General features: G+C 72.0%; 20 protein-coding genes. 8 read left to right on the top strand and 12 right to left on the bottom strand.

Annotated features, from left to right (window positions below):
• The first annotated feature begins 611 nt into the window (after positions 1–611).
• The gene (locus QF037_RS06040) at positions 612–1490 is read left to right on the top strand and encodes a Gfo/Idh/MocA family protein (protein WP_307022572.1); all 879 of its coding nucleotides are present in this window, start codon (positions 612–614) and stop codon (positions 1488–1490) included.
• A gap of 6 nt (positions 1491–1496) precedes the next feature.
• Here QF037_RS06040 and QF037_RS06045 read toward each other — a convergent pair whose 3' ends face one another.
• The 3 genes from QF037_RS06045 to QF037_RS06055 form a co-directional block, all read right to left on the bottom strand.
• Positions 1497–2465, bottom strand: coding sequence for a phosphotransferase enzyme family protein (locus QF037_RS06045; protein ID WP_307022574.1), 969 nt, complete (start codon positions 2463–2465; stop codon positions 1497–1499).
• Between the two features lie 49 nt (positions 2466–2514).
• Positions 2515–2829: a hypothetical protein gene (locus QF037_RS06050; protein ID WP_307022576.1), complete on the bottom strand. Its 315-nt coding sequence runs from the start codon at positions 2827–2829 to the stop codon at positions 2515–2517.
• A 70-nt stretch (positions 2830–2899) separates the two neighbouring features.
• Complete coding sequence (locus QF037_RS06055) at positions 2900–3799, bottom strand: GNAT family N-acetyltransferase (RefSeq protein WP_307022578.1); 900 nt, start codon at positions 3797–3799, stop codon at positions 2900–2902.
• A 218-nt stretch (positions 3800–4017) separates the two neighbouring features.
• Here QF037_RS06055 and QF037_RS06060 point away from each other — a divergent pair, with 218 nt between their 5' ends.
• Complete coding sequence (locus tag QF037_RS06060; protein ID WP_307022581.1) at positions 4018–5106, top strand: PP2C family protein-serine/threonine phosphatase; 1089 nt, start codon at positions 4018–4020, stop codon at positions 5104–5106.
• Here QF037_RS06060 and QF037_RS06065 read toward each other — a convergent pair.
• Positions 5093–7324, bottom strand: coding sequence for an MMPL family transporter (locus tag QF037_RS06065; protein ID WP_307022583.1), 2232 nt, complete (start codon positions 7322–7324; stop codon positions 5093–5095). The genes QF037_RS06060 and QF037_RS06065 overlap by 14 nt on opposite strands.
• Before the next feature lie 141 nt (positions 7325–7465).
• Here QF037_RS06065 and QF037_RS06070 point away from each other — a divergent pair, with 141 nt between their 5' ends.
• On the top strand, positions 7466–7672 hold the full coding sequence (locus QF037_RS06070; RefSeq protein ID WP_307022585.1) for a hypothetical protein: 207 nt from the start codon (positions 7466–7468) through the stop codon (positions 7670–7672).
• A 66-nt stretch (positions 7673–7738) separates the two neighbouring features.
• On the opposite strand, the gene QF037_RS06075 is transcribed toward QF037_RS06070, so the two are convergent.
• The 3 genes from QF037_RS06075 to QF037_RS06085 all read right to left on the bottom strand — a co-directional run bounded on the left by QF037_RS06075 (position 7739) and on the right by QF037_RS06085 (position 9360).
• Entirely contained in the window at positions 7739–7864 is a 126-nt protein-coding gene (locus QF037_RS06075) for a hypothetical protein (protein WP_307022587.1), read from the bottom strand.
• A gap of 120 nt (positions 7865–7984) precedes the next feature.
• Complete coding sequence (locus QF037_RS06080) at positions 7985–8197, bottom strand: hypothetical protein (protein ID WP_307022589.1); 213 nt, start codon at positions 8195–8197, stop codon at positions 7985–7987.
• Between the two features lie 32 nt (positions 8198–8229).
• Positions 8230–9360 (bottom strand): sulfite oxidase, encoded by a 1131-nt coding sequence (locus QF037_RS06085; protein ID WP_307022591.1) that lies wholly within the window; start codon positions 9358–9360, stop codon positions 8230–8232.
• Positions 9361–9451: 91 nt separating this feature from the next.
• On the opposite strand from QF037_RS06085, the gene sthA reads away from it, so the two are divergent.
• The 3 genes from sthA (at position 9452) to QF037_RS06100 (ending at position 13659) form a co-directional block, all read left to right on the top strand.
• The gene (gene sthA, locus QF037_RS06090) at positions 9452–10855 is read left to right on the top strand and encodes a Si-specific NAD(P)(+) transhydrogenase (protein ID WP_307022593.1); all 1404 of its coding nucleotides are present in this window, start codon (positions 9452–9454) and stop codon (positions 10853–10855) included.
• 360 nt (positions 10856–11215) lie between these two features.
• Complete coding sequence (locus QF037_RS06095; protein ID WP_307022595.1) at positions 11216–12688, top strand: APC family permease; 1473 nt, start codon at positions 11216–11218, stop codon at positions 12686–12688.
• Between the two features lie 11 nt (positions 12689–12699).
• Positions 12700–13659, top strand: a complete 960-nt coding sequence (locus QF037_RS06100; RefSeq protein WP_307022596.1) for a hypothetical protein — start codon at positions 12700–12702, stop codon at positions 13657–13659.
• A 39-nt stretch (positions 13660–13698) separates the two neighbouring features.
• Here QF037_RS06100 and prcB read toward each other — a convergent pair whose 3' ends face one another.
• From prcB to QF037_RS06120, 4 genes are all read right to left on the bottom strand, one after another.
• Positions 13699–14553 (bottom strand): proteasome subunit beta, encoded by an 855-nt coding sequence (gene prcB, locus QF037_RS06105; protein WP_307022597.1) that lies wholly within the window; start codon positions 14551–14553, stop codon positions 13699–13701.
• A 108-nt stretch (positions 14554–14661) separates the two neighbouring features.
• The gene (locus tag QF037_RS06110) at positions 14662–15597 is read right to left on the bottom strand and encodes a lysylphosphatidylglycerol synthase domain-containing protein (protein ID WP_307022598.1); all 936 of its coding nucleotides are present in this window, start codon (positions 15595–15597) and stop codon (positions 14662–14664) included.
• Positions 15594–17069, bottom strand: a complete 1476-nt coding sequence (locus tag QF037_RS06115; protein WP_307022601.1) for a hypothetical protein — start codon at positions 17067–17069, stop codon at positions 15594–15596. Before QF037_RS06115 ends, QF037_RS06110 begins: the two co-directional genes overlap by 4 nt.
• Before the next feature lie 166 nt (positions 17070–17235).
• Positions 17236–17631 carry a YybH family protein gene (locus QF037_RS06120; RefSeq protein WP_307022603.1) on the bottom strand — a complete coding sequence of 132 codons (396 nt, stop codon included), beginning with the start codon at positions 17629–17631 and terminating at the stop codon, positions 17236–17238.
• Between the two features lie 84 nt (positions 17632–17715).
• Here QF037_RS06120 and QF037_RS06125 point away from each other — a divergent pair, with 84 nt between their 5' ends.
• Positions 17716–18384 carry a nucleoside/nucleotide kinase family protein gene (locus tag QF037_RS06125; protein ID WP_307022605.1) on the top strand — a complete coding sequence of 223 codons (669 nt, stop codon included), beginning with the start codon at positions 17716–17718 and terminating at the stop codon, positions 18382–18384.
• Here QF037_RS06125 and QF037_RS06130 read toward each other — a convergent pair.
• Entirely contained in the window at positions 18369–18740 is a 372-nt protein-coding gene (locus tag QF037_RS06130; RefSeq protein ID WP_307022606.1) for a winged helix-turn-helix transcriptional regulator, read from the bottom strand. The genes QF037_RS06125 and QF037_RS06130 overlap by 16 nt on opposite strands.
• 97 nt (positions 18741–18837) lie before the next feature.
• Here QF037_RS06130 and QF037_RS06135 point away from each other — a divergent pair, with 97 nt between their 5' ends.
• Positions 18838–19683 carry an NAD(P)H-binding protein gene (locus QF037_RS06135; RefSeq protein WP_307022608.1) on the top strand — a complete coding sequence of 282 codons (846 nt, stop codon included), beginning with the start codon at positions 18838–18840 and terminating at the stop codon, positions 19681–19683.
• Positions 19684–19687: the final 4 nt, after the last annotated feature.

Below are 19687 nucleotides of genomic sequence, written 5' to 3' on the forward strand. Positions count from 1 at the left end.
ACCTCTTCCGGGCTGTCGCGGGACGATGGGCACCGGCAAGCGGTTTCACCGCACCGGTCGCACACCAGCCTGAACCCGCCCCGGCCCGCAGGTCCAATAGAAGAACCCGAACGTATTCAGCAGCGCGAGGACTGAATCACCGCAGGCGTTCCGCCTGCCCGGCGCCCCGGAACACGGCGAGGGCGGGCGCGTCGAAACCCGTGGCAAGCTGCCGCACGGCTGGTCCAAGGTCGCTCAGGCTCGCCGTTCTCCTCCGTCAGCCAGTGCTCGTACGCGGTGACCTCGTGTGGGGCGACTTCGAGGGGCAACCGGTCAGGCTGGAGGAGCTGTTGGCGGCGACCGATCCGGCCGCCCCGCCCGGACTCCCGCCACTCTGCCCGTCACCGACTGCCCCGTCCTGTGTCCGCACCCACGCCACGCCCACGCCCCCTCATGCATCGGGCGGACCCCGGCCACGCCACCGCTCGCAACCGGGCCGACTCCGACGTATCCGGACGCTCCGGTGCCAGGCCCGGACATGTCATCGATCTTTCCCCGCATTCCGGTTGCGCGGCCCTCAGGTACGTGTGGCACTCTCGGGCTGGACCTTCGGGGTGTGGAAAGGCGGGGCCATGCGCATCGGACTGCTCGGCACGGGCTCATGGGCCGAGGGGGCGCACGCGCCCGCCCTGAGCTCACACCGCGAGCTGGATTTCGTCGGGGTGTGGGGCCGCCGTCCGGAAGCGGCCAAGGAGTTGGCGGGCCGCTTCGGCACACGGGCCTACGACGACGTCGACGCGCTGTTCGCCGACGTGGACGCCGTCGCGGTGGCACTGCCGCCCGCCGTCCAGGCCGGTCTGGCGGTGCGGGCGGCGCGGGCGGGCTGCCATCTGCTGCTGGACAAGCCGCTCGCGCCGACGGTCGAGGAGGGCCGGGCCGTGGTGGCGGCGGTCCAGGAGGCGCAAGTCGCCTCGGTCGTCTTCTTCACGACCCGGTTCCAGAGCGTGACCGAGGCGTGGATCACCGAACAGGCCGCCGTCGAGGGCTGGTTCACCGCGCGGGCCGAGTGGCTCGGCGCGGTGTTCACCACGGACAGTCCGTTCGGCGCCTCGCCGTGGCGGCGGGAGAAGGGCGCGCTGTGGGACGTGGGACCCCACGCCCTGTCGGTGCTGCTGCCGGTCCTGGGCGACGTACGGCAGGTGGCCGCCGCGGTGCACGGTCCCGCGGACACCGTGCACCTGGTCCTCCACCACACCGGCGGCGCGTCCAGCACGCTGACGCTGAGCCTGACGGCGCCGCCCGCGGCGGCGGGTGCGTCGGTCGAACTGCGCGGCGAGGGCGGGGTGACGCTCCTCCCCCGCAGCCCGGACGGTGCGGTGCCCGCGCTCGAACGGGCCGCGGACGCGCTGCTCGCCGCCGCTCGCAGCGGCCGTCCGCATCCGTGTGACGCCACGTTCGGGTTGCGGGTCACGGAGATCCTGGCGACGGCGGAGGCCCTGCTGGGTGGCTGACGCCGCTCACCACTCCCCCTCGACCGCCTCCGTCAGCCGGGAGACGGCGGCCGGATCCGGCAGGCTCGCCAGCGTGTCGACGACCTTCCCGCTCGCGAACTCGCGTTGTGCGGTGGTGGCGTCCGGATCGATCGCGCCCTCGGCCTGCACCTTGACGAAGTTCAGATCCGTCGCGAACAGCATCGAGAACGCGTCCGGGCTCCTGACCGTCGCACGGCCGCCGGCGTCCACGTACGCCCGCACGAGCCGGCGCGCGGATCCGGCGGTGAAGTCGTTGCCGCCCGCCCATGCGTACAGGACACGGGCGAGTTCGCGGTCCGCCGCGATGGGTCCGGCGTTGTCCCAGTCCAGGAGGGTCGGGCCGGCCGGGCCGACCAGGACGTTCTGCGGCTGCATGTCGAGATGCGACACCACCAGGTCACCCGGGTCGGACGGGGAGACGTACCGCGCGAGTTCGGGCGCCGTGGTGTCGATGAACCGGCCGAGCTCGTCGGCCCATGGCATTCCGGCCCGGCGGACCTCCTTGTGGAGCTCCGTCCAGTCGGTGTCCCGGGGGCACTCCTCGTACCAGACGTTCGGGGTCCCGGTCGCGCCCCGGCCCGCCCGGTGGAGGAGGGCCAGGGTCCGGCCGCACCAGCTCAGGATGTCCGGGTCGGTGGGGTCCGCCTGCGTTCCGGTGACCCAGTCGTAGAGCTTCACGGCGGACCCGTCGAGCTGCGAGACGTGCGTGCCGTCGCGGTTGGGCAGGAGCCGTGGTGCGGAGATCCCCAGACCTTCGGTGGCGTCGCGCAGGGCGATCTCGTACCGGAACTGCTCCTCGCTGCCGCCGAAGATCAGTTCCTTCACCGCCCACGAGGTGCCGTTCCCGGTCAGCTTCCAGATCTGCCCCAGGGCGCCGCGGGTGACCGGCGTCATCGTCCAGGGCCCGGCACCCAGTGCGTAGGTGTCTGCGATCAAGTCCGCGGCGCTCTGCATACAGCTCTCCTCCATACGTCTCGGCCACCCAAGATCGCAGGGAGGGCACCTACTCGTCGAAGGGTTTGTCGCTCCAGCGGAACCAGGCCCGGTCGCCCTCGATGTGCAGGAGGAACTCGGGTACCGGGCCGTCCGGCGAGGTCAGGGACACGCGTCGCCGGATCTCGTCGTAGACCCGCTCCCATTCCGCTCCCAGGTCCTCGGTCAGGGCGAGTTCGCGGACGAACAGCTCCCGCAGGGCGTCGAAGGCCGGAGCGGCCGTGAAGCGGCCCGACAGCCAGGGGAAGTCGGCCTCGTCGATCAGGATCTCCCCGACCGGGACGTCGCCGCTGTGCAGATGCCACACCTGGCCGTCGAACCCCACTACGCCTCCGTCACCCGGTGCCGACTCTCGTGGACACCTTGCCATCCGGCACTGACAGCGGCGCCCTGGCCTACCGCGCGTCCGCCGGCAGATGGAAGTTGACGCGTTCGCGTGTGACCGGGTAGCCGGCCTTGGCGAAGTGCGCGGCCATCGGGACATTGCCCTGGTCCGTCGCGGCGACGATGAACTCGGCGCCCTGCGCGACGAGGTGGTGGGTGCACTCGGTCAGCAGGTCGTAGGCGTAGCCGTGTCCGCGCTGTCCGGGCACGACGCCGATGAAGCCGACGATCGGGGCCTGGTGGTTGCGGGCCGGGATGTGGATCCCCGCCAGCTCTCCTTCCGGCGTGTGCGCGACCTGCCACCACTCGCGCGGCGACGGGCACCAGCGGAAGAAGTCGAGCTCTTCCTGCGCCGCCTTGTCGACGCCGCCCTCTTCGACGGCCTTCAGCGCGTGGGCGTCCAGGGTGGCGGAGTGGATGCGGCGCAGCGCGTCGAAGAAGACGGCGTCGTCCGGTTCGGCGCTGAAGACCAGACGTCCGGGCCGTTCGGGCAACCCGCACGCGGGGGTCCAGCGGTAGTTGAAGCGTTCGACCAGAAGCTCGTATCCGGCTGCCCGTGCGGCGGTGAAGCGGGCCCCGACCGCGATGCGCAGGGCCGGGTCCTCGCGCCAGCCGGGCGGCAGGCTGAAGTCGATGTCGACCTGCCAGGGCGCCGAGCGCAGGAGTTCCGCGGCCGCCTCCGTCTCACCGTCGGCCATGTCGAGCCGGTCGACGCAGAGCGGTTCGGTGTCGTCGGGGCCGCCCCACCAGGCGGCCCTGGCGACGATCCGGCCGTCGCGCAGCGCCACGCGCTGCCAGTCGGGGCGGTGCCGGGTCAACGGGTGCGCGGCGCGCACCCCGAGCGGGTCGGGCAGGGAGTCGAACTCATGGGCGGTGCTGTCGTCGAGCTGGCGGATGACCGTTCCGGTCATGGATTCCTCCGGGATGCTGCGTGGAGCGCTCCCGGGAAGCTCAGAGACGCACGCCGGGGGCGACGGAAAGGGAGCGCGGGATGTCGGTGTACTGCACGGCACTCGCCTCCTTCCGTCGGTCTCGGGGCGTGACGCGCTCACGCTAGAAGCTCCCGCGGGCGGCGTCCAGCGAATTTCCCCGGCGTGCGCGGCGCACCGGGTCGGAGGACCGTAGAGGCGTGGGAAAGGCGCAGGTCACACGGGACCACCGGGACCGGCGCGGCTGGTTGCACGGCGCACCGCCGCCCGGCTGGGTACGTGTGCTGCCGCCCGCCCTGCTCGCGGGGGTGTGCGCGGTGACCCTGGCCAGCCCCGGCCCCCTCGACATCGGCTTCCTGCTGGGGGCCATCCCGCCGCTGGCCGTGCTGTCCTACGGCCCCGCGGGCACCGCGCTGCTCGGCGCCCTCGTCGTGAGCGTGCTGGTCGTCCCGGCGTTCCGGCTCAACGACCCCGGCACCACCGATCTGCTGACCGTCTCCTTCGTCGCCGCGCTGAGTGTGCTGGTGTCCTACGTACGGAGCAGGCGCGACGCCCAGCTGGTCACCGAACGGGCGGTCGCCGAGGCCGCCCAGCGGGCCGTGGTGCCGCCGTTGCCGGAGCGGGTGGGGCCGGTGGGGTGTGCGGGGCTGTATCGGGCGGCGCAGCGCGGCACGCTCGTCGGCGGTGACTTCTTCGACGTACGGCGAGGCCCGCACGGTGTGCGTGCGGTGATGGGCGATGTGCAGGGGCACGGGCTGTCGGCCGTCGCGACGGTCGCCTCCCTGCTGGGCGCGTTCCGGGAGGCGGTGCTGGACGAGCCGGACCCGGAATCGGTGGCGGCCCGGCTCGACCGCAGGCTGGTGGTGGACTCCGCGGACGTGCCGCACGCCGAGCTGTTCGCCACGGCCGTGGTGCTGGAGTTCTCCGCCGACGCGCGGGCCGTGCGCATCGTCGTGTGCGGGCATCCGGCGCCGCTGCTGCTGCGTGAGGGGCGGGTGGCGGAGCTGGAGGTGACGGCGGGTGTGCCGCTGGGGCTGGGGCTGTCCGGGGCCGGCCCGGCGGTGGGGGTCACGGTGCCGTTGCGCGCCGGTGACCGGCTCTTCCTCGCGTCCGACGGTGTCTCCGAGGCCAGGGGTGCCGACGGTGCCTTCTATCCGTTGCTCGACCGGCTCACCGGGTTCGCCGATGACGATCCCGCGGTCATGGTGCGGCATGTGTGGCGCGATCTGAGGGGGTACGGCGGCACCGTCCTGGACGATGTGACGATGCTCGTCCTCAGTCCTGCCTGACCGGTTCGTGCTCCCCTTCGGCGTCGATGTGCGGCAGGATCCGGTCCAGCCACCTCGGGGTCCACCAGGCGTGCCGGCCCAGCAGCGTCATGACCGCCGGAACCATGAGCAGCCGGACGATGGTCGCGTCGATCAGCACGCTCACGGCGAGCCCCAGGCCGAGCATCTTGACCACGATGTTGTCGCTGACGATGAACGCCGCGAAGACGCTCACCATGATCAGCGCCGCGCAGGTGATGACCCTCGCGGTGATCTCCAGCGCGTGGGCGACCGACGCCTTGGCGTCCCCGGTGCGCAGCCAGGCCTCGTGCACCCGGGACAGCAGGAAGATCTCGTAGTCCATGCTCAGCCCGAAGATGATCGCGAACATCATCATCGGGACATAGCTCTCGATGGGCACCTTGCCGGAGACCCCCAGCGCGGGACCGCCCCAGCCCCACTGGAAGACGGCGACGACGACCCCGTAGGAAGCGGCGATCGACAGGACGTTGAGGACGGCCGCCTTGATCGCGACGAGCAGGCCGCGGAAGACCGCGAGGATGATCAGGAAGGCCAGGGCGACCACAACGCCGATGATGAGGGGCAGCCGGCTGGAGACGATGTCGCGGAAGTCGACCTGGGCCGCGGTCGTGCCGGTGACATAGCCCTGGGCGTCGGTGCCGGACACCGCGGCGGGCAGGGTGTCGTCGATCAGGCGGTTGGTCAGGTCCGTGGTGGCGGCGCTCTGCGGGGAGGTCTTCGAGTAGACCGTGCCGATCAGGACCTCGCCGTCCTTGGTGGTCGTCAGCGGGGTGACGGTGGCCGCGCCGGCGACGCCGTCGAGGGTCTTCTGGGCCTGTGAGGTGAGGGCGGAGCGGCTGGAGTCCGATACGGAGGTCTGGTCGATGACGACGGTGAGCGGGCCGTTGGAGCCGGGGCCGAACGCGTCGGTCATCAGGTCGTAGGCGCGCCGGTCGGTGAAGGAGGTGGGGTCGGCGCCGTCGCCGATGTGGCCGAGCTGGATGGAGAACACCGGGATGGCGAGGACGGCGACGGCTGCCACGCCCGCGGCCAGATAGCGCAGCGGGTGGTGTTCCACGCGGAGCGCGTAACGGTGCCAGGTGCCGTGCGGCTCGGCGCCTTCCCCGGCGTCGGTCTCGGCGACGGGGTGGCGCACCCGGTAGCGGTCGATACGGGTGCCGATCAGCCCGAGCAGGGCCGGGACCAGGGTGAGTGCGCCGAGCACGGCGGAGACGACCGTCACAGCGGCGGCGAGACCGAGTTTGCCGATGAACGGAACACCGGAGGCGGACAGGCCCGCGAGCGCGACGATGACCGTGCAGCCGGAGACGAGCACGGCACGGCCGCTGGTCGCGGTGGCCCGGCCCGCGGCGGTGACCGGGTCGGCGCCGTTCATCAGGTGCTGGCGATGACGGGTGATCAGGAACAGGGCGTAGTCGATGCCGACGCCCAGTCCGATCATCGTGGCCAGGGTCGGCGAGACGGTCGCGAAGGTGAACGCGGCGGCCAGCAGTCCGAGGCAGGCGAGCCCGCCGATCACACTGATCAACGCGGTCAGCAGCGGCAGACCCGCGGCGATCACGCTGCCGAAGCCGACGAGCAGGACGGCGATCGCCACCGCGAAACCGATCAACTCGCTCACCCGGTCGTCGGCGGCGGGCCGCGCCAGCTCGCCGAGCGGTCCGCCGTACTCGACGTCGGCGCCGGCCGACCGCAGCGGCTGCACCGATGCGTCCACCCCGTGCAGGTACTCGTCGCCCAGGGTGGAGGGCTGTACGTCGAAGCGGACGGTGACGTACGCCGTCTTCGCGTCGGAGGAGAGCGGTCCGACGGGCGAGGCGGTGGCGGTCAGCGGGTTCTGGACGGCCAGGACGTGCGGGAGTTTCTGGAGGTCGCCGACGGACGTCGACATCTGGGAGTCCAGCGAGGTGAGGGCCTTGTCGCCGTCGTGCACGACGATCTGGCTGCTGTAGCCGCCCGCCGCCGGGTCGTGCTTCTTCAGGACGTCCAGGCCCTGTTGGGACTGCACGTCGGGCAGGGAGAAGTTGTCCTCGTACTCCCCGCCGACGGACCGGTTCAGGACCTGGAGAGCGACCAGCGCGACCAGCCAGGCCACGATGACGATCACGAAGTGCCGGGCGCACCACTGGCCCAGCCGTCGCAATGCCCCGACGGCGACGGTCCCCTCGTGCCCTGCGGTACCTCGGGTGGGTGACATGTCCTGGACCTTTGTTCGTTCCCCCCATTACACGCCCGCGCGATCTCCTCGGCATCCCGGGTGCGGCCGCTCCGGATGCACGCGGCGCTCCCGGGGTGAATGGTGATATCGGACCCGATGACGACCCGAGGAGCAGAGATCATGCCGACGTCACAGCCCGACGCGTCCGGTCCGTCCGAGGACCGCGCCACCCCGGACGCCCTGCTCCACACCCGCACCGGCACCGAGGTGTCGCCCGAGGACCTGGTGCTCGCCGCAGGCAGGGACCTCACCCCGCGCAACCTGGAGTGGGCCAGGCGCAAGCTGGAGGCCGAGGGACCGGCCGCCATGGAGAAGCTGCTGCCCTAGCGCCTGTCCGGCGGAGCGGCCCTGGCTCCGCCACCGTCAGGGGCCCGGTGCCTTCGGCCGGGCCCGTCAGGCCGGTGCGTCCACGTCCAGACAGAGCACCGGAACCCGCTGGACCAGGTTGCCGGCGAACCCGCCCCGGTTCGACGACCGGTCCAGCGGCTGGCTGTGCCCCTCGGCGTCGGTGGCCCGCACACTCAGCAGATACTCACCGGGCGTCGCCGTCCAGGCGAGACGCCAGCGCCGCCACGCCCAGCCGGTGCCCGTCGTCCGGCTGCACCACCGTCCGGGGCCCGGTGCCTTCGGCCGGGCCCGTCAGGCCGGTGCGTCCTCGTCCAGACAGAGCACCGGAACCCGCTGGACCAAGTTGCCGGCGAACCCACCCCGGTTCCACGACCGGTCCAGCGGCTGCCTGTGCCCCTCGGCGTCGGTGGCCCGCACACTCAGCAGATACTCACCGGGCGTCGCCGTCCAGGCGAGACGCCGGCGCCGCCACGCCCAGCGGTGCCCGTCGTCCGGCTGCACCACCGTCCGGGGCCCGGTGCCTTCGGCCGGGCCCGTCAGGCCGGTGCGTCCACGTCCAGACAGAGCACCGGAACCCGCTGGACCAAGTTGCCGGCGAACCCGCCCCGGTTCCACGACTGGTCCAGCGGCTGGCTGTGCCCCTCGGCGTCGGTGGCCCGCACACTCAGCAGGTGCTCGCCGGGCGTCGCCGTCCAGGCGAGACGCCAGCGGCGCCACGCCCAGCGGTGCCCGTCGTCCGGCTCCAGTACGGTCTCGTGCCAGGTGTGTCCGGCGTCCGCGCTCACCTCGACCCGGGTCACCGGCGCCCGCCCGGACCAGGCCCGCCCCTCCAGCGGGACCTCGCCCGGCCGCACCACCCGGGTCCGTGACATGAAGTCCGGGAAGCCCGGCGGCAGCAGCAGAGCGCGCGGCGCGATACGGGTGACGGGCTCGCCCGGGTCCTCGGGGCGTTCCCGCAGGCGGTAGGCGACGGTCTGCTGGAACCCGGTGAACGGCTCGTCGACGACGCTCACGTCGCGCAGCCACTTCACGTGGGCCATGCCGTACCAGCCGGGCACCACCAGCCGCAGCGGATGCCCGTGCTGCGGCGGCAGCGGGGCGCCGTTCATCGCGTACGCCACCAGCACCTCGGGCTCGCCGCCCGTGGCGTCCTCGACGGACAGGGAGCGCTGGTAGTCCTGCTCGACCCCGCGCTCCACCCCGTGATCGGCGCCGGTGAAGACCACGTCGACGGCACCGGGCTCGATGCCGGCCTCCGCCAGCAGCAGCCGCAGCGGCACGCCGGTCCACTCGGCGGTGCCGACCGCTTCGACGAGCCAGGGCTGGCTCACCGGCCGGGGCGTCAGCAGGGCCCGCCCGTTGCCGGCGCACTCCAGCGTCACGCGGGTGGTGACCTGGGGGAACGCCCGCAGGCCGGCCAGGTCCAGGCGCAGCGGGCGGCGGACCAGGCCGCCGAGAGTGAGCTGCCACGCGGTGGCGTCGGGGATGTAGGGGATGTCGTAGTGCGTCAGCACGTAGTGCAGGCCCGGCGGGGTGAGGTCATGGCGCAGGGCTTCCAGGGGCAGTCCGTGGTTGCGGGTGGCGAGGGCGAGTTCGTCCGGGCCGATGCCCTCGTCGGGGGCGGCCAGCCGGGCGGGTGCACTCACGTCACCGAGTCGATGGCCCATGACACCAGTGTCGCGCCGCGAGCCAACCCTTGCACGCTGCTTGCCGGTTCACCCTTACGAACCGGGCCCTCGAACTGCCAGACTGCGGAAGGTGCCCGACTTCGACATGCTTGTCATCGGATCAGGTCCGGGTGGCCAGAAGGCCGCCATCGCCGCGGCCAAGCTGGGCCGCCGAGTGGCCGTCATCGACCGCCCCGACATGGTCGGCGGGGTCTCCATCCACACCGGCACCATTCCCTCCAAGACGCTGCGCGAGGCGGTGCTCTACCTCACCGGTCTCACCCAGCGCGACCTGTACGGGCAGAGCTACCGGCTGAAGGAGGACATCACCGTCGCCGACCTGACCGCCCGCACCCAGCACGTGGTGGGCCGGGAGGTCGACGTCATCCGCAGCCAGCTCTCCCGCAACCACGTCGCCCTCTACGCCGGAACCGGCCGTTTCGTCGACTCCCACACCGTCGCCCTGCGCGAGGTGACCGGCCATGAACGGCTGATCAGCGCCGAGCACATCGTCATCGCCACCGGCACCCGGCCCGCCCGGCCGGACACGGTCGAGTTCGACGAGCGGACGATCCTGGATTCGGACAACGTCCTCGCCCTGGAACACGTTCCGCGGTCCATGGTCATCGTCGGCGCGGGTGTCATCGGCATGGAGTACGCGTCCATGTTCGCCGCGCTCGGCAGCAAGATCACCGTGGTCGAGAAACGGGCCGGGATGCTCGACATGTGCGACGTCGAGGTGATCGAGTCGCTCAAGTACCACCTGCGGGACCTCGCCGTGACGTTCCGGTTCGGGGAGACGGTGGCCGCGGTCGAGCGGCACCCCCGGGGCACGCTCACCATTCTGGAGAGCGGCAAGAAGATCCCCGCCGACGCGGTGATGTACTCGGCGGGACGGCAGGGGCTCACCGACGACCTCGATCTCGACAAGGCGGGGCTGGCGGCGGACCGCCGGGGCAGGATCACGGTCGACGAGCACTACCGCACCAAGGTGCCGCACATCTACGCCGTCGGCGACGTCATCGGCTTCCCGGCGCTGGCCGCGACCTCGATGGAGCAGGGCCGGTCGGCGGCCTACCACGCCTGCGGGGAGGCCGTCGGGCGGATGCACCACCTCCAGCCGATCGGCATCTACACCATCCCGGAGATCAGCTTCGTGGGCCGGACGGAGGATCAACTCACCGAGGACAGTGTCCCGTTCGAGGTCGGCATCTCCCGCTACCGCGAACTGGCCCGCGGACAGATCATCGGCGACTCGCACGGCATGCTGAAACTGCTGGTCTCCCCCGAGGACCGCACGCTGCTCGGCGTGCACTGCTTCGGCACCGGCGCCACCGAGCTCATCCACATCGGCCAGTCCGTGATGGGCTGCGGCGGCACGGTCGACTATCTCGTCGACGCGGTGTTCAACTACCCGACGCTCGCGGAGTCCTACAAGGTCGCCGCCCTCGACGCCACGAACAAACTCCGCCAGATCGACCGGATCGGGGACTGAGGGAACCCGGCGCTCAGAGGCTGTCCGTCGGTTCCGGTGGCCTGGTGCACGTCATCGGCTCCCGCACCACGGTTCTCCGTCATGGGGCCTCGTCAAGGCCCCTGACCTGCGGCGGAGTTGGAAGCGGGAGGTTACCCTCCGGTCAATCTTGAAAGGGGATCCGGTAGGGCTATCATCACTCGCACACACGGTGTGTGACCGTCTGCCGACGCGACGCTGAACGGTGTCCGCCGCCCCCCATTGTGCCGCCGCCGGCCGAAGCCATCCCTCTTCGGTCCGAGGCGGGTTCCACCCCCCACCCCCCTACGCCGTCGAGGCCTGGTCGCCCTCGCGTCGTGCACGACGGAAAGCAGCTTCAGCATGAGCAACAGCAGGGGCAGAGGGTTGCAGGCAGGCGCCCTCGGCATGTTCGACACGGTGGTGATGGCGGTCGCGGGAAGCGCCCCGGCCTACTCGATCGCCGCCACCACCGCCGTCCTCGTCGGCGCGGTGGGTCTCGCCAGCCCGGCCGCACTCCTGTACTGCGCGATCCCGATGCTGGGCATCGCGCTGGCGTTCAGCTATCTCAGCCGCATCGACGTGAACGCGGGCGCCAGTTACTCATGGGTGGGGCGAACTCTCCACCCGTTCCTGGGCTTTCTCAGCGGCTGGGCGCTGGTGGTCTCGGCGACCATCTTCATGGTGGCCGGTTCACTGCCGGCCGGTTCGATGACGCTCGCCCTGTTCGACGAGGGCCTCGCCGACGACACCGCGCTGTCCACACTCGTCGGCGCCGCCTGGTTCGTGGTCATGCTGCTGGTCGTGCTCGGTGGCGCCCGGCTCACCGTCCGCGCCCAGCTCCTCATGTCCGGCGTCGAGCTCGTGATACTGGCCCTGTTCGCGGTCCTGGCCTTCTTCCACACGGACAACGCCCGTGCCTTCGACTGGGCCTGGTTCGGCTTCGGCCAGTTCGACGGCATGGCCGGCTTCGCGTCCGGTGCGCTGATCGCCGCGTTCTACTACTGGGGCTGGGACGTGACCAGCAACCTCAGCGAGGAGACCCGCAACAGCCGCCGTACGACCGGACTCGCGGGCCTGATCGGGGTCGGCGTCGTCTTCCTGCTGTTCGAGGTGTTCACCATCGCGGTGAACGTCGTGCTGTCCTCGGCACAGGTCCGGGAGAACGAGGCCAACGTGCTCGCGGTGCTGGGCGAGGAGATCTGGCCGGGCTGGGGCGGCAAACTCCTGATCGTCGCGGTGATGCTGTCCACCATCGCCACGCTGGAGACCACGCTGATCCAGGTCACCCGCTCGCTGTTCGCGATGGGCCGCGACCGTACGATGCCGTCCGCGCTGGGCAGGGTGCACCGCGAGTGGAACACGCCCTGGGTCGCCATCGTCGTGGTCGGCGCGGTGGCGCTGGTGATGTTCATCGCCTCCAACGCGCTCGGCTCGGTGGGCGACATCCTCTCCGACGCGATCTCGGCGATCGGTCTGCAGATCGCCGTCTACTACGGTCTGGCGGGCCTCGCGGCCGTGGTCGCCTACCGCAAGATGCTGCTGAAGTCCGCCGCCAACTTCTTCTTCGGCGGCCTGTGGCCGCTGCTGGGCGCCCTGTTCATGTTCTGGATCTTCATCGAGTCGCTGGGCGAGCTCAGCCGGACCGCCGTCACGATCGGCATCGGCGGACTCGCCGCCGGGCTGGTCCCGATGCTCTGGTACTGGAGGAAGGGCAGCGACTACTACCGGCCCGCCGCACTGGACGCCACCCACACCATCGAGGCGGACTATGTCCCCGCCGGCGCCGTGCCCGCGCAGTCCCGTGCCCACGAGGGTCTCTCCACCGACTTCTGAGGGGTGTGGCGATGACGCGGGATCGCTTCGCTCCCGACTTCGACCCCGACTGCGGGGACGTACCCCTCACCACGGCCCGCCAGGACATCGTCATCGGACGCTGGCAGGGTCTGAGGGAACTGCTGCGGGCGACCGGACCCGACTGGCCGGTCCGCGGCCACCGGGTCCGGCTGCTCGCCCAGGTCTGCGCGGGCAGTTCGACGGCGGAGTCATGGCTGGCCGCCGAACCGCACAGCGCCGACGCGCTGGTGCTGCGGGCGGCGACCGAGACGGCCCGGGCGTTCAACCTGGCTATCGCCGCGGGCCGCGGGGTGCCGATCGACCAGCACCGCGTCGACACCGCGGTGATGGCGAGCCTCCAGGCCGCCGACGCGTATCCGGAGGACCCCACCCCGTGGATCTCCCTGATCTCCGTGGCACGGCTGTACCCGGCGGGTGTCCGGAGGCAGGAACTGGCACGCTGGTGGGACGAGTTGCATCAGCGCGACCCCTACAGCGTGGAGGGTCACCTCCAGGTGCTGCACTACTACTCGGCCCGCTGGCACGGCACCCACGGCCTGATGTACGACTTCGCCCGCGACGCGGCCGGAGTGGCGCCGCCGGGCTGCGCGCTGCCGGTGCTGGTGCAGTACGCCCGGGTCGAGGAGTACCGGTTCGCGCTGGACGCGGCCAAGGGCCGGCAGTCCGCGGTGGCGCTCGCCCAGCACTGGAGCAACGACGGTGCCGTCAGCGACGTACGCCGCACCGGGCAGCGCTGGATCGCCGGCCGGCCCGAGGCCCCGGTCGCCCCCGCCGAGCTGCGTGACCTCAACTACCTGACGCACGCGGCCTGTCACGCGGGCCTCGCGGAGGTCGCGGGCCCGCTGTTCCGGATGCTGGGGCGGCGGGCCACCCGCACTCCCTGGTCCTACACCGGGGAGCCGGACAAGCAGATCGCCAAGTGGCGCAAGGAGGTGGGGCTGCGCGCCTGACGCGCTCGCCCCGGGTCCGGTCGCGGCCGGGGCGGTGTGTCAGGGCGTGGCGTTCGGGCCGTCCGGACGGCTGCTGCGCCGCTCGACCATCTCCCGGGTGAGCTGCTCCGTCTCCGATTCCGGCAGCCGCTCGAAGCCGTCCTCGGTGATGACCGAGACGATCGGGAAGATCCGCCGGTTGAGGTCGGGGCCGCCGGTCGCGGAGTCGTCGTCCGCCGCGTCCCACAGAGCCTGGAGGGCGGCGAGCGCGGCGTCGCTCCGGGACATGCCCTGCTGGAACAGCTTCTTCAGCGCGCCGCGGGCGTAGGGCGAGCCGGAGCCCTCGGCGTGGAAGTCCCTCTTCTCGTACAGGCCGCCGGCGATGTCGAAGCTGAAGATGCGTCCCTTCTCGCCGTCGTCGGCCGTGTGGTCGTAGCCGGTGAGGAGGGGGACGACGGCGAGGCCCTGCATGGCCTGGCCGAGGTTCTGCCGGATCATGTTCGCCAGGCGCCGGGCCTTGGCGTTGAGGGACATCGGCGCGCCCTCGATCTTCTCGAAGTGCGTGAGCTCGACCTGGTACAGCTTCACCATGTCCAGGGCGAGACCGACGGTGCCCGCGAAGGCGACGGCGGTGTGGTCGTCGGCCGGATGCACCTTCTCCAGGTCGCGCTGGGCGATGAGGTTGCCCATCGTGGCCCTGCGGTCGCCTGCGAGCAGCACGCCGTCGCGGTAGGTGAGGGCCAGCACGGTGGTGCCGTGCGGGAACTGGCCGGGGGCGGCACGCACTCCGTCGGGGAAGGGTCTGCGGGAGGGCAGCAGGGCAGGCCGGTGGGAGCGGAGGAACTCGGTGAAGGACGCGCTTCCCGGAGTGAAGAACTCCTCCCCCAGCCGTCCGCCGTGCTCGCTCTCCGTCATGACGCCCCCCTCGTGTCCCCGGTCCGCCATCCGAGTCCTACCAGAAGCGAACGGACGGGAAACACCCGCCCGGGATCACAACTCACGCCCGGGACGCACCTGTTGTGCTCACAGGGCCTTGCTTCGCACCAGCACGCCGAGCACCACCAGGCCCGGCACCAGCGGCAGCCACACGGTCAGGAGCCGGTAGCCGAGTACGGCGGAGGCGGCCGCGGTGGCCGGGGCGCCCGCGGTGGTGAGGGCGAAGGCCAGGGCGGCGTCGAGCGAACCGAGGCCGCCGGGGGTGGGCAGCAGGGCGGCGGCACTGCTGGCGGCCAGATACAGCAGCGCCACCCGGGCCGGCGGCAGGGGGAGCGCGACGGCCTGTGTGACGGCGATCAGGACGAGGGCGTGCAGGGCGGCGAAGGCCAGCGAACCGCCCCACAGTGCGGCTGCCCGGGGCGGGTTGGCGTGCACGGCCCGGATGTCGGCGGCGACGGCGGCCAGGGCGCGTCGGCACCGCGGCCACGCCAGCACGCCGGCCACGCAGACCGCGGCGGCGAGGAGGGCGACGAGGATGGCTCCGGACAGCTGCGGGAACCGCAGTACGCCCGGGCAGGCCAGCGCGAGCGCCACGACCAGGACGACCCGCACCACCGCGGCGGCGGTGCCCTTGACGGCGAGAGCGGTCGCCGCGCGGCCGGCCGACAGCCCGCAGCGCATGAGGAAGCGCAGGTTGACCGCGCCCGCGCCGAGCCCGGCGGGCAGCAGATGGTTGGCGGCGGAGGCGGCGAACTGCGCTGCCACGAGCCGTCCTTGGGGCAGGCGCCGGACGACCGCGCCCTGCTGCGCGAGCGCCGCGCAGACCCAGGTCGCGGCGGCGGCCGTGCCGGCCACCAGCAGCCAGCCCTGGTCGGCGACGGCGAGCCGCACGGCCCCGCGCTCGAGGACCGGCCAGTGCCGCTGGGCGAGGCAGACCGTACCCACCAGGACGACGAGGGTGAGTGCGCTGTGCCAGTAGACGCGTCTTCGGCTCGGGGCGACGACGACCGGTTCGGACGTCATGGGCCTCCGTCCTCCCCCGCGGGCCCGATCCGCACCTGGAGCCCGTCGATCCGGTACGCGGTCCAGTCGCGGGCGTACCCGGCCGGGCCGCGTTGCGCCGGGACGAGGTGGGCGACCGGGATCCGGCGGGCGGTGTCCTTGATCTCCGCCGCCGTGGAGTTGGCGTTGGAGCCGCTGACCGCCGCGGAGGAGCACCCGGCGTAGTAGGCGATGGGGAGCGCCTCTTCTCCGGTGAGCAGACAGGGCGGCCGGACGCCCAGGCGGTGCAGGTCGGCCGCGGTGCGCTCCCAGGCCTGCCGGTCGGCGGTGCTGCGGCTGACGGTGTGGTCCAGGACCGCGTACTGCACGGCCAGGTGCCCGGCCAGCCCGAGCGCGATCAGAGTCGTGGCCACCGGTCGCCACTTGCCGCCCGGTGCGGTGACCAGGTGGAGCAGCCCGTCGGCGACCGGGATGGCCAGCAGCGCGTAGGCGGGCAGGAGGAAGCGGGGGGCCGCGTATCCGATCAGGAACAGATACGGGAAGGCCGCCGACGCGGCGCAGGCCAGCGTGACGAGCGTGCGTGCGGTGCGCCCGGCCCGGACGGCGACGACGAGGCCGAGGAGGGCGAGCAGCGGAAGGACGTACCACCACAGGGTGATCGCGGGGTGGGGCATCGAGCCCGTGCACGGCCGGCACAGGGTGCGCCCGACGAGGCTGCGCATCTGGTCGTCGACGGCGAAATTCCAGCCGAGTCCGCCCTGGATGCGGGAGCCGTCGTGCAGTCGCTGCTCCAGACCGCCGTAGCTGAGATAGGCCTCCACCACCCACTGGGCGGCGCCGAGGGCGGCTCCCGTGAGGAGGGCGGCGAGCGGGCGCCAGTGGCGTTGCGCCACCGTGAGGGCGAGCAGGGGCAGGGTCACCCAGACGGCGTCGGTGGGCCGCATGAGCGCCATGAGGGCGGCACCCGCCGCGACACCCCACAGGTTGGCCGGGGCGCGCAGGAAGGAGCCGACGCAGACCAGCGCGCCGATCGCCACCCAGTAGTTGGGCATGGCCTGGGGGCCGTAGTAGACCGTCACCCACAGGGAGGCGAAGAGCGCCCCGGCGCCGGCGAGGACACGGGCCGGGAAGACCCCGCGCCAGACGCGCAGGGCGAGATAGAGGCCGATGCCCGACAGCACGGCCAGGTAGACGCGCAGCAGTGAGGTGGACGTCGACCAGGAGGCGATGGGCGACACCAGCAGCGAGATGCCCCGCGCGCGTGGCGCGCTGAAGTAGGAGGGTGGCGCCTGGGCACTGACCTGGCTGACGTACACGGTCTCGTCCCAGCCGAGGCCCATCCATGGGCGTACGAGTACCAACTGGGCGAGGACGAAGGCACCGGCCACCAGGGCGAGCAGAACGTCACCGCGCCTGCGCCAGACCGTACCGGGCACGGTCGCCGTGTCGCGCCGTCGCACACCGACGAGCGTCGAGTTCGCGCCGTGCACCATCGTCCACCCCTTCACCCCTACGCGTCGCAGGGTTTCCGAGACCCCAAGACCATGCGCTGGGGAAATAGAGAAAACACGGACAAAATAACCCGAGTCCTGTCGATGCACAGCGCAAAGTTCGGCCAGGTGCCCGATATTTCGTCCGATTATCGGCGCAACCGTCGCGTCAGTCGTGCGGGAACGAGTGGTGCTCGTGGGCGACGAGCCAGCGGCCGTCCTGTTTACGCAGCCCGAACGTCAGGCGCAGGCGGAGGCCGGGGTGTTCGGCGAGTTCCTCGGGGGTCGCGCAGCGCAGGAGGGCGTGGGCGTAGGCGACCTCGGAGCCGGCGGTGACGTCGAGGGACTCGATGTCGAAGCAGGCGCCCTGGGCCTGCCAGGCGAAGAAGGGCGGCCAGGCGGCACTGTAGGCGGCCAGTCCGTGGATGCCGTGGTGGGGCGGCGGGACGTCGTACATGACGATGTCCTCGGCGTGGTCGGCCAGTACACCGCCGAGGTCGCCCCGGTGGACGGCGTCGGCCCAGTTCGTGATCAGCGTGCGGATCTGTGCGGCGTCGTCGGGCACGGTGGCGGCTCCCTCCTGTGTCCCCTCGCCATCCTCCCCGTCGCCCTGGGTCCCCGCGCGGCGATGGGTGACACACTCTGCGGTGTGCCGCTGACATTCGACGACCTGCTCATCCGCGCCCGGGCCCTCGCGCGGGGCGACCGGCGCGCGATCCTCGGCATCGCGGGCAGCCCCGGCGCGGGCAAGACGACACTCGCCCAGGCCCTGGTGCGGGAACTCGACGCGGGCGGGGAGCCCTGGGTGGCGCACGTCCCCATGGACGGCTTCCACCTCGCCGACGTGGAACTGGACCGGCTCGGACTCCGTGACCGCAAGGGCGCGCCGGACACCTTCGACGCGGCGGGATACGCGGCGCTGCTGCGGCGGCTGCGCGCGCGGGACGAGGAGGACGGTGCCGTCGTGTACGCGCCCGGCTTCGAGCGGGTGCTGGAGCAGCCGATCGCGGGCGCCGTGCCGGTTCCGCCGACGGCCCGCCTGGTGGTGACCGAGGGCAACTACCTGCTGCTGGACACGGGCGCCTGGGTGCGGGTGCGGCAGCAGCTGGACGAGGTGTGGTTCTGCGAGCTGGACGAACAGGAGCGGATCCGGCGGCTGGTCGCCCGGCACGAGGAGTTCGGCAAGGGGCACGAGGAGGCCGTGGCCTGGGTGCAGCGCACGGACCAGCGCAACGCCGAGCTGGTCGCGGCCACCCGGGACCGGGCGGATCTGATCGTGCCGGCCATGACGCCAAAGGGCCGTCAGGCGGTGTCGTAGTCCTGCCGGGCCCGCTCGACGGCGTCGAGGTGGTCGGCGGACCACTCGGCGAGGTGCGCGAAGAGCGGGGCGAGGCTGCGGCCCAGCTCGCTGATCTCGTACTCGACCCTGGGCGGAACCTCGGGGTGATACGTGCGCACGACCAGCCCGTCCCGCTCCAACTGCCGCAGCCGCTGGGTGAGGACCTTCGGGGTGATCTTCGTGATGCGCCGCTCCAGCTCGACGAAACGCTGCCGCCCGTGCGCGTGCAGACTCCACAGGATCGGGGTGGTCCAGCGGCTGAACACGATGTCCACGACCGGGCCTATGGGACAGGCGAGTGCGGGGTCGGTCGTCGTCTCGACCTTCATGCGCATCCCTCCGGGATAGCCACTTTCCTCTAGGTACCTACTATATCCACGCTGTTAGCGTCCCTTCATCGGCAACAACGCCGGTTTCACAAGGGAGTTGTTCATGATCGTGGTGACGGGGGCGACGGGCAACGTCGGCCGGGAGCTCGTTCGGGCGCTGGCGGAATCCGGTGCCGAGGCAATCGCGACATCTCGGCGGATCACGGCCGCCGACGTTCCGGACGGCGTACGACACCGGCCGGCGGACCTGGTCGACGCGGAGAGCCTGCGCCCCGTGTTCGACGGCGCGGACGCCCTGTTCCTGCAGAACGGGGGTCCCAGCGCCCATCTGCTCGACGTCCCGCACCTCTTGGACGTCGCCAAGGCCGGCGGGGTGGAGCGGGTTGTCCTGTTGTCGTCGCAGGGGGTCGTGACCCGCCCGGAGTCCGACTCGCACGGACGCGTCGGGCGGGGCCTCGAGGAGGCCGTACGGCAGTCGGGCCTGGACTGGACGTTCCTGCGCCCGGGCGGCTTCCACTCCAACGCCTTCGCCTGGGCCGGGTCCGTACGCGCACAGCGCACCGTGGCCGCGCCGTTCGGGGACGTCGGACTGCCCACGGTCGACCCGGCCGACATCGCGGCGGTGGCCGCGGTGACACTGTGCTCGGCCGAACACGCCGGGAAGGTCTACGAGTTGACCGGCCCCGCCCGTGTCACTCCCCGACAGCAGGCCGCGGCCCTCGGCAAGGCACTGGGCGAGCCGGTCGGGTTCGTCGAGTGGAGCCGGGACGAGGCCCGCGCACAGATGCTGGGGTTCATGCCCGAGCCCGTGGTGGACACCACCCTCGCCATCCTGGGCGCCCCGACCCCCGCCGAACAGCGCGTCAGTCCCGACGTCGAGCGCGTCACCGGCCGCGCGCCGGGCACGTTCGCCGACTGGGCGCGACGGCACGCCGCCATGTTCCGGTAGGACT

The sequence above is a fragment of the Streptomyces canus genome (assembly GCF_030815415.1).
GTDB lineage: Bacteria > Actinomycetota > Actinomycetes > Streptomycetales > Streptomycetaceae > Streptomyces > Streptomyces canus_F.

Excerpts from the sequence above, each read along its gene's own strand:
- QF037_RS06040 (WP_307022572.1), top strand. The coding sequence starts at position 612 with ATGCGCATCGGACTGCTCGGCACGGGCTCATGGGCCGAGGGGGCGCAC.
- QF037_RS06045 (WP_307022574.1), bottom strand. The coding sequence starts at position 2,465 with ATGCAGAGCGCCGCGGACTTGATCGCAGACACCTACGCACTGGGTGCC.
- QF037_RS06055 (WP_307022578.1), bottom strand. The coding sequence starts at position 3,799 with ATGACCGGAACGGTCATCCGCCAGCTCGACGACAGCACCGCCCATGAG.
- QF037_RS06065 (WP_307022583.1), bottom strand. The coding sequence starts at position 7,324 with ATGTCACCCACCCGAGGTACCGCAGGGCACGAGGGGACCGTCGCCGTC.
- QF037_RS06070 (WP_307022585.1), top strand. The coding sequence starts at position 7,466 with ATGCCGACGTCACAGCCCGACGCGTCCGGTCCGTCCGAGGACCGCGCC.
- QF037_RS06085 (WP_307022591.1), bottom strand. The coding sequence starts at position 9,360 with ATGGGCCATCGACTCGGTGACGTGAGTGCACCCGCCCGGCTGGCCGCC.
- QF037_RS06095 (WP_307022595.1), top strand. The coding sequence starts at position 11,216 with ATGAGCAACAGCAGGGGCAGAGGGTTGCAGGCAGGCGCCCTCGGCATG.
- QF037_RS06100 (WP_307022596.1), top strand. The coding sequence starts at position 12,700 with ATGACGCGGGATCGCTTCGCTCCCGACTTCGACCCCGACTGCGGGGAC.
- prcB (WP_307022597.1), bottom strand. The coding sequence starts at position 14,553 with ATGACGGAGAGCGAGCACGGCGGACGGCTGGGGGAGGAGTTCTTCACT.
- QF037_RS06110 (WP_307022598.1), bottom strand. The coding sequence starts at position 15,597 with ATGACGTCCGAACCGGTCGTCGTCGCCCCGAGCCGAAGACGCGTCTAC.
- QF037_RS06115 (WP_307022601.1), bottom strand. The coding sequence starts at position 17,069 with ATGGTGCACGGCGCGAACTCGACGCTCGTCGGTGTGCGACGGCGCGAC.
- QF037_RS06130 (WP_307022606.1), bottom strand. The coding sequence starts at position 18,740 with ATGCGCATGAAGGTCGAGACGACGACCGACCCCGCACTCGCCTGTCCC.
- QF037_RS06135 (WP_307022608.1), top strand. The coding sequence starts at position 18,838 with ATGATCGTGGTGACGGGGGCGACGGGCAACGTCGGCCGGGAGCTCGTT.